The organism is Natrinema sp. H-ect4 (assembly GCF_041894845.1).
Taxonomy (GTDB): domain Archaea; phylum Halobacteriota; class Halobacteria; order Halobacteriales; family Natrialbaceae; genus Natrinema.
Genome location: NZ_JBHDYC010000002.1, coordinates 317,554 through 330,806, shown reverse-complemented (window position 1 = coordinate 330,806; position 13,253 = coordinate 317,554). Strand labels below are relative to the sequence as shown.

14 protein-coding genes are annotated in these 13,253 nt (G+C 65.1%); 10 read left to right on the top strand and 4 right to left on the bottom strand.

Annotated elements, in window-relative coordinates; genetic code table 11:
- Positions 1-69: 69 nt before the first annotated feature.
- Entirely contained in the window at positions 70-1,284 is a 1,215-nt protein-coding gene (locus ACEWFR_RS04530; RefSeq protein WP_374059904.1) for a M24 family metallopeptidase, read from the top strand.
- Positions 1,285-1,557: 273 nt separating this feature from the next.
- On the opposite strand, the gene ACEWFR_RS04525 is transcribed toward ACEWFR_RS04530, so the two are convergent.
- The 3 genes from ACEWFR_RS04525 to ACEWFR_RS04515 form a co-directional block, all read right to left on the bottom strand.
- Entirely contained in the window at positions 1,558-2,019 is a 462-nt protein-coding gene (locus ACEWFR_RS04525; RefSeq protein ID WP_374059903.1) for a PKD domain-containing protein, read from the bottom strand.
- Positions 2,020-2,103: 84 nt separating this feature from the next.
- Positions 2,104-3,120, bottom strand: a complete 1,017-nt coding sequence (locus ACEWFR_RS04520; RefSeq protein WP_374059902.1) for an aldo/keto reductase — start codon at positions 3,118-3,120, stop codon at positions 2,104-2,106.
- A gap of 58 nt (positions 3,121-3,178) precedes the next feature.
- Complete coding sequence (locus tag ACEWFR_RS04515; protein WP_374059901.1) at positions 3,179-3,544, bottom strand: PIN domain-containing protein; 366 nt, start codon at positions 3,542-3,544, stop codon at positions 3,179-3,181.
- A gap of 98 nt (positions 3,545-3,642) precedes the next feature.
- Here ACEWFR_RS04515 and ACEWFR_RS04510 point away from each other — a divergent pair, with 98 nt between their 5' ends.
- Positions 3,643-5,268 carry a TrkA family potassium uptake protein gene (locus ACEWFR_RS04510; protein WP_374059900.1) on the top strand — a complete coding sequence of 542 codons (1,626 nt, stop codon included), beginning with the start codon at positions 3,643-3,645 and terminating at the stop codon, positions 5,266-5,268.
- A gap of 16 nt (positions 5,269-5,284) precedes the next feature.
- Here the strand turns inward: ACEWFR_RS04510 and ACEWFR_RS04505 are convergent, their stop codons facing one another.
- Positions 5,285-6,241, bottom strand: a complete 957-nt coding sequence (locus ACEWFR_RS04505; protein ID WP_374059899.1) for a TIGR03557 family F420-dependent LLM class oxidoreductase — start codon at positions 6,239-6,241, stop codon at positions 5,285-5,287.
- A gap of 367 nt (positions 6,242-6,608) precedes the next feature.
- On the opposite strand from ACEWFR_RS04505, the gene ACEWFR_RS04500 reads away from it, so the two are divergent.
- The 8 genes from ACEWFR_RS04500 (at position 6,609) to ACEWFR_RS04465 (ending at position 13,103) form a co-directional block, all read left to right on the top strand.
- The gene (locus ACEWFR_RS04500) at positions 6,609-7,616 is read left to right on the top strand and encodes an ABC transporter ATP-binding protein (RefSeq protein ID WP_374059898.1); all 1,008 of its coding nucleotides are present in this window, start codon (positions 6,609-6,611) and stop codon (positions 7,614-7,616) included.
- A complete protein-coding gene (locus ACEWFR_RS04495) occupies positions 7,613-8,386 on the top strand; it encodes an ABC transporter permease (protein ID WP_374059897.1) in 774 nt (257 codons plus the stop codon). The genes ACEWFR_RS04500 and ACEWFR_RS04495 overlap by 4 nt, the downstream gene beginning before the upstream one ends.
- An 89-nt stretch (positions 8,387-8,475) precedes the next feature.
- On the top strand, positions 8,476-9,912 hold the full coding sequence (gene truD / locus ACEWFR_RS04490) for a tRNA pseudouridine(13) synthase TruD (RefSeq protein ID WP_374059896.1): 1,437 nt from the start codon (positions 8,476-8,478) through the stop codon (positions 9,910-9,912).
- A gap of 129 nt (positions 9,913-10,041) precedes the next feature.
- Positions 10,042-10,338: a hypothetical protein gene (locus ACEWFR_RS04485; RefSeq protein ID WP_374059895.1), complete on the top strand. Its 297-nt coding sequence runs from the start codon at positions 10,042-10,044 to the stop codon at positions 10,336-10,338.
- A 123-nt stretch (positions 10,339-10,461) separates the two neighbouring features.
- Complete coding sequence (locus ACEWFR_RS04480; RefSeq protein ID WP_374059894.1) at positions 10,462-10,788, top strand: hypothetical protein; 327 nt, start codon at positions 10,462-10,464, stop codon at positions 10,786-10,788.
- A 180-nt stretch (positions 10,789-10,968) separates the two neighbouring features.
- Positions 10,969-11,421 (top strand): zinc ribbon domain-containing protein, encoded by a 453-nt coding sequence (locus ACEWFR_RS04475; protein WP_374059893.1) that lies wholly within the window; start codon positions 10,969-10,971, stop codon positions 11,419-11,421.
- 26 nt (positions 11,422-11,447) lie between these two features.
- Positions 11,448-12,284, top strand: a complete 837-nt coding sequence (surE, locus tag ACEWFR_RS04470; RefSeq protein WP_374059892.1) for a 5'/3'-nucleotidase SurE — start codon at positions 11,448-11,450, stop codon at positions 12,282-12,284.
- A gap of 57 nt (positions 12,285-12,341) precedes the next feature.
- A complete protein-coding gene (locus tag ACEWFR_RS04465; protein WP_374059891.1) occupies positions 12,342-13,103 on the top strand; it encodes a DUF2103 domain-containing protein in 762 nt (253 codons plus the stop codon).
- Positions 13,104-13,253: the final 150 nt, after the last annotated feature.

Genomic DNA, 13,253 nt, shown 5'->3' with positions numbered 1-13,253 from the left:
TAAGCTTGTGGGTATGAATCGATGGCCGGGAACCTCGGGATTATGTACGACGCTGTCACACGTGCGTCCATGAACCTCGACGTCGATCTCTCCGCCCTTCGCGAATTTCTCGAGGCCGAAGCGCCGGACGGCTATCTGATCGATGACGACGCCTCGGATTCCGACCAGCGGTACGTCTCCGGCTTCACGGCACCGGATCCCTTTCAGACGCTCGTGACCGCCGACGGAGTCCATCTGCTCGTCTCCGGCCTTGAGTACGGTCGCGCGAGCACGGCGGCGAGCGTCGACTCTGTCACTCGTCGAGCCGCGTACGAGTACCAGCAACTCGTGGCCGAGTACGGCCGCTACGAGGGGAAGATCCGTATGCTGGCGGCGTTTCTCGAGGATCACGACGTTGACTCGATCGCAGTCCCCCAGAACTTCCCGACGGGGACCGCAGACGGACTCCGCGAGCACGGTCTCGCGGTGACGGTCGAACGCGAGGGGATCGTGACGGACATTCGTGCGACGAAAACCGAGTGGGAGATCGACCAGATCCGGGCGAGCCAGCGTGCGAACGAGGCTGCGATGGCGAGAGCGGAGGAACTGATCGCCACCGCGGACGTCGAGGACGGCCTCCTCGTCCACGATGGCGAGGCGCTCACCAGCGAGCGCGTCACGGAGGAGATCGAGATCACCCTGCTCCGCCATGGCTGTGCGCTCGACGAGACCATCGTCGCCTGCGGAGCCGACGGCGCGGACCCCCACGACCGCGGGAGCGGGCCGCTCGAGTCCGACGAACTGATCGTGATCGACATCTTCCCGCGCGACAAGGAGACTGGCTACTTCGCCGATATGACCCGGACGTTCGCCCGCGGCGATCCCGGCGAGGAGGCCCGGCGACGCTACGAGGTCACGCGGGAGGCCTACGAGGCCGCGCTCGAGTCCGTCGCGGCCGGCGTGACGGGTGCCGACGTTCACGGTGCGGCCTGTGACGTGATCGAGGACGCGGGCTACGAGACGCTACGAAGCGATCCGAACACGGAGACGGGATTCATCCACAGCACCGGTCACGGCGTCGGCCTCGACATCCACGAGGAGCCCAGCGTCTCGCCCTCGGGCGGCGAGCTCGAGGCCGGCCACGTGATCTCGATCGAACCCGGCATCTACGATCCTGCGGTCGGCGGTGTCCGCATCGAGGATCTGATCGCCGTCACCGAGGACGGCTACGAGAACCTGACGGAGTATCGGATCGGACTCGAGCCGATGGTTGGCGGTGGACAGGACGGTGGGATGTCCGGGTGAAAGGGTCCAGCGGGAGACAGGGGGAAAACCCTGCATCCGTGACCGGGTCGTTCCCAGTCCCCCAGCAAAGCGGTGGGTATACACGGTCTCGGTTTGGCAGAACGGGACCTGCTGGTCCTCCTCGATAGCAACTCGGGAGAAAGGCTTCGCCGCCGAACGAAACACTGCCAGTCCGTGAGCGGGAGTACGATAGACGTCACCGCTGTACTTCTCTACAACTGCCGACAATGCCGAAATAGCGGTTGGTGTTCTCTCGTGTCGTCGCTACCACCGCTATTCGACCTGAATATCGGCAACCATCGTATTCGGATGGACCTCACAGATGTACGTGACCATCTCGCTGCTGGCCTCGAACTCGAGCCACTGGTCTTCGGGTTCGGTGACCCGCTCGGTCGCGAGGTCGCCGACGACAGCGTCGTTTTCGTCGTAGATTGCGATGTTGTGCTCGGCGCCGTCGCCGGTCGTCCAGCCGATCTCGTAGGTCTCCCCCTCCTGAAGGATGAGCGTCGGGTTCTCCTCGTCTGCGATCGAGTCGGGCGCGATGCCGAGCCAGCCGGCCGTCTGCCCGTCGAACTCGATCTGTGTGTCGGGATCGATTTCAATACCGCCGTTCCCACCGTTGCCGCCGTTCCCACCGTTGCCGCCGCCACTGCAGCCGGCGATGAACGCGATCGACGCTGTGGCACCCGTTAGCTCGAGCATCCGTCGTCGGGACACGCCTCTATCTTGTGTCATGACTCTCACTTCGGATCTAATAACGATAAGTAGCTGGAGAATTCCCCCAGAATGGGAACATGGTTCCAGCGACGAGTGACCAGTTCAGCGATAGTCGCCGCCGTCCGCGTCCCGCGCCGCGTTGATCCGCTCGAACTGGTCGTCGCTCAATTCGAATTCGACCGCACCGACGTTCTCCTCGAGTTGGTCGGACGTCCGCGCGCCGACGATCGGCACGCAGGTAAAGCGGTCCTGTTCCATCAGCCAGCGCAGCGAGACCTGGGCCGGCGTGGCGTCGACCTGCTCGGCGACGGACTCGACGGCCTCGAGCACTTCCCAGGCGGTCTCGCTGGTGTAGCGGTCCTCGAAGAGGTCCGAGAGGGTGCCCCGGGAGCCGTCGGGCGCGATCACGCTGCCGTCCTCGGCCCGTTCGTACTTCCCGGTGAGGAAGCCGCCCGCGAGCGGCGAGTACGGACAGACGGCGATATCCTGATCCGCACAGACCTCGAGGTAGTCGGTCACGTCGTCCGTATCGGCCGCGTTGAACATCGGCTGAGTCACGTCGAAGCGCTCGAGGCCCTCGACATCGCTTTCCCACAGCGCTTTCGTGAGCTTCCAGGCGGCCATGCTCGAGGCCCCGAGATAGTGGACTTTCCCCTCGCGGACGAGTTCGGTGAGCGTCTGCATCGTCTCCCGGATCGGCGTGTTCTCGTCCCAGCGGTGGATATAGTAGAGATCGAGGTAGTCGGTGCCCAGTCGCTCGAGGGTGCCCTCGATCTGTGCGCGGATGTGCTTGCGTCCCAGCCCGGAGTCGTTCGGACCGGGCTCGCCGCGACCGTCGAAGGGAAAGTAGACCTTCGAGGCGAGGACGATGTCCTCGCGGTGGATATCCCGGTCCGCGAGCCACTCGCCGATCCACTCCTCGCTGGTGCCGTTGGGATCGCCGTAGACGTTGGCGGTGTCGATGAAGTTGATGCCGCGATCCCAGGCGGTGTCGAGCAGTTCGCGGGCCTCCTCGCGGTCGGTTTCGACGGTGCCGTCGCTCTCCTTTCCGAAGCGCCAGGTGCCGAAGCAGAGCCTCGAGACTGTCGTGCCCGTCTCGCCGAGCGTCGTGTACTCCATGGGCACGGGTTCGTCCGCGGAGTGCAAAACGGATGGGGAAGCGGCGATCCGTCGCCAATCAGTATGTGAGAATCTCGAGGTCGTTGATTCGCTCGAAGTGGTCCGTATTGTTCGTCACGACCGGAACGTCGTTGACGAGGGCCGTCGCAGCGATCATCACGTCCGCGTCTTCGATCGGTGTCCCGTCTCGCTGCAGTGTCGTGTTGATTTCTCCGGCAGTCATCGCGCACTCTCGATCGAATGGGAGTTCTCGAACGTCGGTGAGCAAGTTTTCCATCACCCTCCGCTCTTGTTCGGACGAATCCGCGAGGTGAATTCCTTCCCACAGCTCCATCACCGTCACCGAACTCACCCGCGCTGTGGCGCTCTCGTCGACCGTCCGAACCGCCTTTTCTACCGTTTTCTCGCCTCTGAGTACGTCCACGAGGAGCGAGAATCGGTTCGATTACAGAACGTCGACTGCGACGGGACCGCTTATGGACTTTCCGAAGCTACAAAGCACTCGGCGGTCACCTCCCGATGATGAATTACTGGTGGCGGCGAATCGTTCTCTCGCTGGTCGCCGTCCTCGTGCTCGTCCTCGTCTACGCCGGACTCTATCAACTGGGGATGGCAGCCTTCGAAGGAGAGACCAAGACGTACGCGCAGTCGATCCAGGCCGTCATCGAGTCGCTGACGACGGCCGGTTTCGGCGGTGACGCGCCCTGGGAGAGCACCGCGATGAACCTGTTCGTGGTCGCGATGAACCTGACGGGCGTCCTGCTCGTTTTCCTCGCGCTACCGCTGATCGTCGTCCCGCTGTTCCAGCAGGCGCTCGAGGATCGACCACCGGAGTCGACCGACCTCCTCAATCACGTCGTCATCTGCTCGTACACGCCGCGATCAGACGTGCTCGCGGGGGAACTCGAGGCGGCGAACGTCCCCTACGTCTTCATCGATGACGACCCCCAACTCGTCGTCGAGCTCAACAGCGAGGGAATCAACGCCATCTATGGCGAGCTCGATCAGGAGGAGACGCTGCAGGCGGCGAACGCCGAGCAGGCCAGCGCCCTCGTTACCGACATCGACGAGGAGACCAACGCGATGGTGATCCTCACGGCCCGAGAGCTCTCGAGCGAGCTCAGAATCGTCAGCGTGGTCGAAGACGATGACGTCGCGAGCTATCACCGCTATGCCGGTGCCGACGAAATCGTCCGGCCGCGACGGGTGCTCGGACAGAGTCTGGCGACGAAGGCGACGACGACGGTCTCGGCGGATCTTCGTGACACGATCGAGCTCAGCGAGGAGCTCGCGGTGACCGAACTCCTCGTTCAGGAGCACAGCGACCTCGTCGGCCAGACGATTCCGGAATCGGGGATCCGGGACCGGATGGGGATCACCGTCATCGGCGCGTGGTTCAACGGGGAGTTCGTCCCCGTTCCGGGCCCTGACAACGTGATCGACGGCAACACGATCCTGCTCGTCGCGGGTCGCCGCGACAACCTGACGGAGCTAAAATCGCGGACGGTGTCGACGCTGCGGCACAATCCGGACCGCGTGGTCGTCGGCGGCTACGGCGTCGTCGGCCGAACCGCGGTCGAGACTCTGGCATCCGGCGGCGTCTCGACCTGCGTCGTCGATATCGCAGACGAGGCAGGTGTCGACGTCGTCGGCGACGTCACCGACGAATCGGTCCTCGAGGATGCAGCCGTCGATGATTCCCGTTCGATCATTCTCACCCTCGACGACGATGCGACGACGATCTATGCGACGCTGGTCCTCAGGCAGGTCGCTCCCGGCGTCGAGATCATCGCACGTGCAAACGAGACCGAGAGCATTCCAAAGCTCTACCGAGCGGGAGCCGAGTACGTCCTGTCACTGTCGACGGTGACCGGCCGAATGCTGGCCTCCATCCTGATTGAGGATGAAGAGATCCTCACGCCGGAGACCCAGTTCGAACTCGTCCGAACGACTGCCCCGCAGATCGTCGGTCGAAGTCTCGGCGACGTGGACCTGCGAGCGCGGACGGGGTGTACCGTCGTCGCCGTCGAGCGGAACGAGGACCTGCTGACCGATCTCGGACCGGAGTTCGTCGTCCGCGAAGACGACATGCTGATCGTCGCGGGGAGCGACGAGGCGATCAATCAGTTCGTCACGCTTGCGTGTTGATCCTCGGTGGCCCTGCTTATCCGAACGACGGCAGTACCTCCGTCTCGTAGAACTCGAGTGCCTTCTCTTGTTCCGGCCCGATCTGGTGGAAGTAGACGTGGTCGTAGCCGGCGTCGATCGCCTGCTCGATGCTGTCGATGTGGGCCTGCGGGTCCGGTTCGGTGGTGGTTCCGGCCTCGGCGATGTCCGCTTTCTCGACCATCTGGGCGGCCTGTTCGAAGTGTGCCGGCGTCGGCAACTCCTGGCCGAGTTCGCCCGAAATCGAGCCGTTGGGCCACTGCTCGTAGATCGTCTCGATCGCCGCCTCTTCGCTGTCGGCGTAGCAGCCGTGCAGCTGGGTGTACTTCGGTCCATCCCCGCCCGCGTCCTCGTAGGCCTCGACCAGCTCCGATTTGGGGCCGGAACACCAGAGTCCGTCCGCGGTTTCTGCGACCCACCCGGCGGTCTGCGGGCCGAACGCGCTTCCGATCGTCGTCGGCTGCTCGTCGGGAACGGTGAAGAGTCGCGCGTTTTCGACGGTGTAATACTCGCCGTGGTGGCTCGTCGTCTCGCCGGTCCAGAGCGAACGCATGACGTCCATCGCTTCGTCCAACATCTCGAGGCGGACGTCGTGTTCGGGCCAGCGTTCGCCCGTGACGTGTTCGTTCAGGTTCTCGCCGGTGCCGACACCGAAGGTAAAGCGGTCGCCGAACATCTCGTCAACAGTCGCGACGGCGTGGGCGACGTTGACTGGATGGATCCGGGTTGTCGGGCAGGTAACGCCGACGCCGACCTCGATCTGGTCGGTCGCCGCCGCGATGGCGCCGAGCGTCGACCAGACGAACGGCGATTCGCCCTGGGCCGAAATCCAGGGATGGAAGTGATCGGAAATCGAGAGAAAGTCGAAGCCGGCCTCCTCGGCTTGCACGGCGATATCGACCAGTTCCATCGGGCCGAACTCCTCGCTCGAGAGGGTGTATCCGAGTTTCGTCATTCCCGGTTTCGTATCAGGACCGGACGGGTAACGGTTGTACCTGCGACGGCAAGAGCGCGTGCGCGGTTCGGAGCGAGCGCGGTTCGGAGCGAACGCGGTTCGGAGCGAACGCGGTTCGGAGCGAACGCGGTTCGGAGCGAGAACCGCGGGGACGCGAACGGCGAGCGAAGCGAGCCGTGAGCGAACGCAGTGAGCGAGAACCGCGAGGTGAGCGGGGAACGAAGTGACCCGCGAACGGCGCGTCGAGCCGTGAGTAGGCGGCGAAACCGCGAGTGAGAACCGCGCATTGCGAACGGCCGTACAACGATCCACGAGCCCGGCCGGCGGAATCGAACCCCTTACCCGCGATGCGCGGAAACCCGTCGGTATGGAAGCCGTAGTCGAAGCGACGGACCTCGAGAAGGTCTACGGCGAGACGACGGCCCTTTCGGGGGCGTCGCTCTCCGTCGAGAGCGGCGAGGTCTTCGCGCTGATCGGTCCGAACGGGGCCGGGAAGACGACGCTCGTCCGCGCACTGACGGGGACGACCGAACCCGACGGCGGCAGTGCACGAATCCTCGGCGCATCGCCGTCGGCCGTCGATCGCGACCGGCTCGGCGTGCTACCACAGGAGTTTTCGCCGCCGGGCAGGCTCAGTGCGAGGGAACTGCTCGCATACTATTCGGGACTCTATGACGACGCGCGGGATTCCGACGACGTCCTCGCGGATGTCGGCCTCGTCGACGCCGGCGACACCTGGTATGAGAATCTCTCGGGCGGCCAGCAGCGCCGCGTCTGCGTCGGCTCCACGCTGGTCAACGGCCCCGATCTGCTCTTCCTCGACGAGCCGACGACGGGCATCGACCCCGCCGGCCGCCGTACCGTCTGGCGACTGATCGAGGACCTCGCCGCGGGCGGGACGACCGTCGTCCTGACCACCCACGATATGGCCGAAGCCGAGCGGCTGGCTGACCGCGTCGGCCTGCTCGCCAACGGCTCGATCGTCGCGCAGGGCACGCCCGAAAACCTCGTCCGGGAACACGGCGGCTCGAGCCGGCTCACGATCGAAACGGCGGCCGATCCGGAGGTCTTCGCGGATCTCGAGTATCCGGTCGAACGCCCGGAGCGCGGCCGGGGTCGAAGCCCCGATAGCGCGGTCGTCGTCCGCGACATCGATCCGGCCGCGATCGGCACCGTCGTCGACTATCTCGAGGCCCGCGACATCGAGTACACCGAACTCTCGTGGGCCGAACCGGACCTCGAGGACGTCTATCTCTCCCTGGCCGACGCGACCGAGCGGGAGAGAACCGATCGGCTCGCGGACGGGGAGCGTGGGGGAAGCGGGCAGAGCGATTCCGACGAGTCTGATATCGCGCAGGCGGGTGAGACGGCGTGAGCCGGATGGGACGCGTCGGGGCCGAGACGAGCGCCGGCTGGCGGTCGTTTATCCGCCGGCGGACGGCGGTCTTTTTCACCTTCTTCTTCCCGATGATCCTGATCGTCATCTTCGGCGCGCTGATCCGCACCGATCCGACCGGCGAGGGCCTGTTTACGGAGCCGGCGGCCTACTACGTCCCAGGCTACCTCGCCGTCGTCGTCCTCTTCACCCCGCTGTCGCGGATGGGAAGCGAGGTCGCGCGCCACCGCGAGGGGAGTCGCTTCGAAAAGCTTGCGACGACGCCGCTGACTCGAGGCGAGTGGTTGCTCGCCCAGACCGTCGTCAATGCAGCCATTATCGGACTCGCGAGCCTGCTCATCCTCGGGCTGGTGGTCCTGCTGACCGGCGCGGAAATCGCGTTCTCCCCGCTGCTGGTGCCCTACATCCTCGTCGGCGTCGTCTGCTTCTGTGGCGTCGGCGCGATGCTCGGGAGTTACACCGATTCGCAGGACGGCGCGGTCGCCGCGAGCAACGCGATCGGGCTCCCGCTGCTCTTCCTCTCGGAGACCTTCATCTCGCTTTCCCAACTGCCCGGCTGGTTCGAACCGCTCGTGAACCTCTCGCCGCTGACCTACTTCGCGCGGGGGGTGCGGGCCGCGACCTATTCGGGTGCGGAGACGTCCGCGGTCGCCGGCGTCGATCCCGCGCTCGCGAACCTCGGAATTCTCGCCGCGCTCGCGGTCGTCGCGTTCGCGCTGGGGGCGCGGTCGATCCCGCGGACGGACTGATCCCATCGCTCCGCGACGAAGCCGCGGGCCGTCGCTCGCCTCGAGAACGAACCGATTTACGCGCGGCACTCGAATCGACGGCAACCAGTATGCGCTCAGGCCACCCCACGGAGCAGGCCGTCGGTATGGAGTATTACGTCAGCGACGCGGACGGCGTCGGCGGCCGCCTCCGCGAGGACGACGCCGATTTCCGGGTGCGCGAACTCGAGCGCTTCGCCACGGAGCCCGTCGACGCGCCGACTGACGCCTATCCGCATCTCGTCTTTCGAGCGACGCTGCGGGGGTGGGACACCAACGATTTCGCCTCGCGACTCTCGGACGCGCTGGGAATCTCCCGTGAACGAGTCAACTGGGCCGGGACGAAGGACAAGTACGCCGTGACGACGCAGCTGTTCTCGGTCTACGGAGCCGACCCCGCGGAGCTGCCCGAGATCAACGGGGTCGACATCGAGGTTCTGGGGCGGGCCGGCCGAAACCTCGAGTTCGGCGACCTCGCGGGCAACGCGTTCGAACTCGTGGTCACCGATCCCGAGCGGCCCGAAAACGCCGAAACGATCACCGACGAGCTGGGGGAGTTCGGCGGGCTCGAGGACGGCGGTAGCGGCGTGTCGGCCGGCGATTCGGACGATGACTCCACAGTTTCGATCGGCGTCCCCAACTTCTTCGGCCAGCAGCGCTTCGGGAGTCGTCGGCCGGTCACGCACGAAGTCGGGCTCGCCATCGCTCGCGACGACTGGGAAGGTGCGGTGATGGCCTACCTCGGCAATCCGACGGACGCGGAACCCGAATCGACCCAGGAGGCCCGGACCTTCGTCGATCGCGAACTCCAACGGAGTTCGGATACCTCGAGCGGGGAGCAGCGAGACCCGCGAGAGGAGACGAGAGACTGGCAAGAGGCCCTCGAGCGGGTTCCAAACCGTCTCCGCTACGAGCGCTCGATGATCCACGCGCTCGCCGAGGACGACGGCGAGCCCGGCCCTGCGGAATTTCGGGAGGCCCTCGAGCGGGTCCCGTCGAACCTCCAGCGGCTGTTCGTCCATGCGGCCCAGTCCTACGCGTTCAATCTGATGCTGAGCGAGCGCCTCGAGCGCGGGCTGCCGTTCGATCGCCCCGTCGCGGGCGACGTGGTCTGTTTCTCGGATACCGATGCGCCCGACGGGCTCGAGCTTCCCGATACCGACCGACTCCAGCGCGTCGACGAGCGCCGGGTCGACTCGGTGACCCGCCACTGCGAGCGCGGCCGTGCGTTCGTCACCGCGCCGCTGGTCGGCACCGAGACGGACCTTGCCGACGGCGAGCAGGGCGAAATCGAGCGTGCCGTCCTCGAGGATCTCGGCCTCGAGCCCGCGGACTTCGATCTCCCCGGCGAATTTCACTCGAGTGGCACTCGGCGAGCGATGCTCCTGCGAACGGATCTGTCCCTCGAGACCGAGCCGCTGACGCTCGAGTTCGCGCTGCCCAAGGGGTCGTACGCCACAGTCGTCCTCCGGGAGTATCTGAAGGTGGATCCGGTCGACCTTGGGTAGGAGGCGGGCTTTCAATAGGGTCAGCCAGCCGTCACGGTCACCGCAGTTTTTAGGTCGCTGTCAGGAGTATCGAATGAACGACATGGACATCGCGACTCACTATACGTCGAAGCGATCGGGCCCGCGAGCATGATCGGGACGAACGAGGACCGCGAGATCGTCGACTGGCGAACGCTAACCGAAGACGGGCAGACGGTGTACGAGATCGAGTACACCGAGCCAGTGTCCGAACCGACGGGGAGATCGAAGTCGCTGTTCGGCGCGAGCAGCGGCGGGACGGTTCCGGCGGGCGAGCAGTACTTTCACCTGCCGGACGGAGAGCGGATTCCCGCGAGCGAAGCAGTGTTTGACGCCGACGGAACGACGTTGCGAGTCCGTCACGAACCGTCGGTGGTAGCTCGCCTTCGACGATACCTGCCGTGGTGACGGAGTCGACCGTTTCGGCCCGCTCCCGCTTCCGAGGGATCGGCTGTGGCGACCGTCCATAGCTGGACTGATCGCCTCGTCGCGTTGCACAAACATTATTTTACTGGTATGTGGGTGTATGGTATGCTCGAGCCGTTCTCGCTGTTCACGTCGGCGCTGTACGTCGTTCAGGGGCTGCTGGGACTGGCCGAGCAGCGCATCTATACCCGCGACCAGCGATCACGCGCACCGCTCGTCTCGAGGATACATCTCGCCGTCTCGGTACTGTGTACCGCGACCGGCGTCGCCAGCATGCTGTGGATACGATGGAACGGACTCCCCACGACGTGGTATCCGACGATTCTCGCCTGCGGGTTGCTCGGTTCGATTCTCGTCCAGGGGTGGATGTACCGATCGATGGACGTCTCGCACAGCCCGGTGATCGATCAGGTCTCGTCGCACGTGCGCTGAACCGAGCCAGTCCCACTCGAGATAGTCCCGGAGCACTGCACCGAAACCGGCGGTACCGATACAGATCGCGAGAATCGCGCCAACGCCGGTCACCACGAGGACGCCGTTGATTCCTGCATCGACCACCAGCGGCTTCTGTCAGCCCTGTCAGCTTTTGTCTATTCGACTCCTACCCTCCCTATGCGCAGCAAACACCTACAGCGGGAAGTCGACGACCTCGTGGCGCAGGGCTGGAAGATCGAGGAAGAAACGCCCGATCGCGTCGTGCTGGTCGACCGGGAGTTCGGCTCGGTGATCTCACACGTCCTGGTCGCCCTCCTGACGTTCTGGTTCTCGATGGGGCTGGGAAACGTCGTCTGGGGCGCGTACAACTACGTCTCGAACTCCCAGCGTCGCGTCCTCTGGGAGGACGATGGCGACTGTCCGTCCTGCGGTGCAGACGTGCCGTCGTCCGCGGACTACTGCCCGTCCTGTGGCGCGGACCTCGAGCCGGTCGCCGAACCGAACGGGGGTGTCGTCTGTCCCGAATGCGACGCAGTCGCCGCCGACGGGTCGCGGTACTGTCCGTCCTGCGGGACGAAACTCGCAGCCACGTTCGGTCGCTCGTCGTCGGGGAACCGAACTGATACGTAGCTCGCCCGCTATCGACCGAACAGGCAATGGAACTGGACTCGGACCCCCACATCCTCCTGACGAACGACGACGGGATCGACGCGCCTGGCATTCGGGCACTGCACGACGCGCTCACGGCGGTCGGTACGGTCACCGTCGTCGCACCCGATCGAAACCGGAGCGCCGTCGGCCGGTCGCTCTCCTACGGCCGGACGAAGTCGTCGGACGACGACTTCTCGATTGAACTGGAAACGGATTCGTTTACCTCGCCGGTTCCACACACCGATCACGAACTCGGCTACGCAGTCGACGGTACCCCCTGTGATTGTGCCATTGTCGGCACGAAAGGACTCGAGCCCCAACCCGACATCGTCGTTTCGGGCTGTAACTCGGGTGCAAACCTCGGGGCCTACGTCTTCTCCCGATCGGGAACCGTTAGCGCCGCGATGGAGGCGGCGTTCCTCGAGACGCCGTCGATCGCCGTCTCGATGGACACCCTCGGCTACGACCGGGACCTCGAGCCGGTCGACTTCGAGCGAGCGGGCGAGATTACCGCCGATCTCGTCGCCGGCGCCGCCGGGACCGGACTGTTCGACCGCGTCGATTATCTGAACGTCAACGTTCCCCGGCCGGATCGCGAGCCGAACGGGTTCGAACTGACCCGGCCGACCGAGGTCTACGAGATGGACGCCGCGTTCGAAAACGGCGCGTTCCAGTTGACCAACCGACTCTGGCAGCAGATGGCGAACCGGGACATCCCCGACGCCGAAGACACCGACCGCCACGCCCTGCTCGAGGAGCGGGTGTCGATCTCCCCGCTCCGGGTTCCCTACGAGGTCGTAGACAGCAAGCCGGTCCAGCGGATACTCGAGGACGTCCTGTAGTCCCGAGTACTAGCCGAAAAACACGGCCGTTTTACACGCCTACGTTCAATTGAGAGTATGGAGTGTCGCCACTGTGCATCGCCGCTCGAGAAACCCGGAGATTTCTGTCTGGTCTGCCGGGAGGCTAACACCGAGGCGATCGTCCTCGAGGCGGCACGCGACAGAGCGACCATCACGATGCTCGCCGGCGAACCCGACGAGCCGACCGATCGAGACCCCGAAACCGACCGCGACGAGCTAGTACTCGGCGAGACGACGATCACGACGACGCCGGAGGACGGCGAGAACGAGCCCATCGAACTCCGGAACTTCGCGGGGCTGATCGGCGACGAGATCCGCCGCAAGCGACCCGAGGAGGTCTACGCCGGCGGCGTCCGGACGGTGATTCGCGCCGTTCGCGATGACACTCACCACTCGTTCTATCGCGTCGACGACGACGATCCGGTTCGGGCGGTCCTCGAGCGCCGCGGGAATCGCGCGCTCGACGTCGTCGAGACGCCGCCGGCCGAGAAGATCGGCGGCAGCCACACGACCCTCATCGGGGGGCGGACCGGGATGCGGGCCATTCGGACCGTCGCGGACCATCCGCACGTCAAGAAGGTGATTCCCGGCCCGATCGACGCCGGTGGCAAGGGCTCTCAGTCCGGCATGCGCGCGAAGGTTACCCGCGCCGACGACGGCGGCAACGTACGGATGCTGTTGCGGGACGGCTCGAGCGTTCAGGAAAACCGCGTCGTGACGACCGCTCGCGACCGGGAGATGGGCGAGCGGATCCGCGATGATTTGAACGACGTGCTCACGGACGGGGAGTTTCAGTAGTTGCTATAGTAGCCACTGAAACGATTTACATACTGATCGCAACGCAGTCGTGCGATCAGGTGTGCAGTGACTTTCAGTGGCTACTACAGCTTCCGCCATCGATGGCAGTATCGTGGTCGGGAGATTCTTGAGGCAAGTATTGAGGCTTCC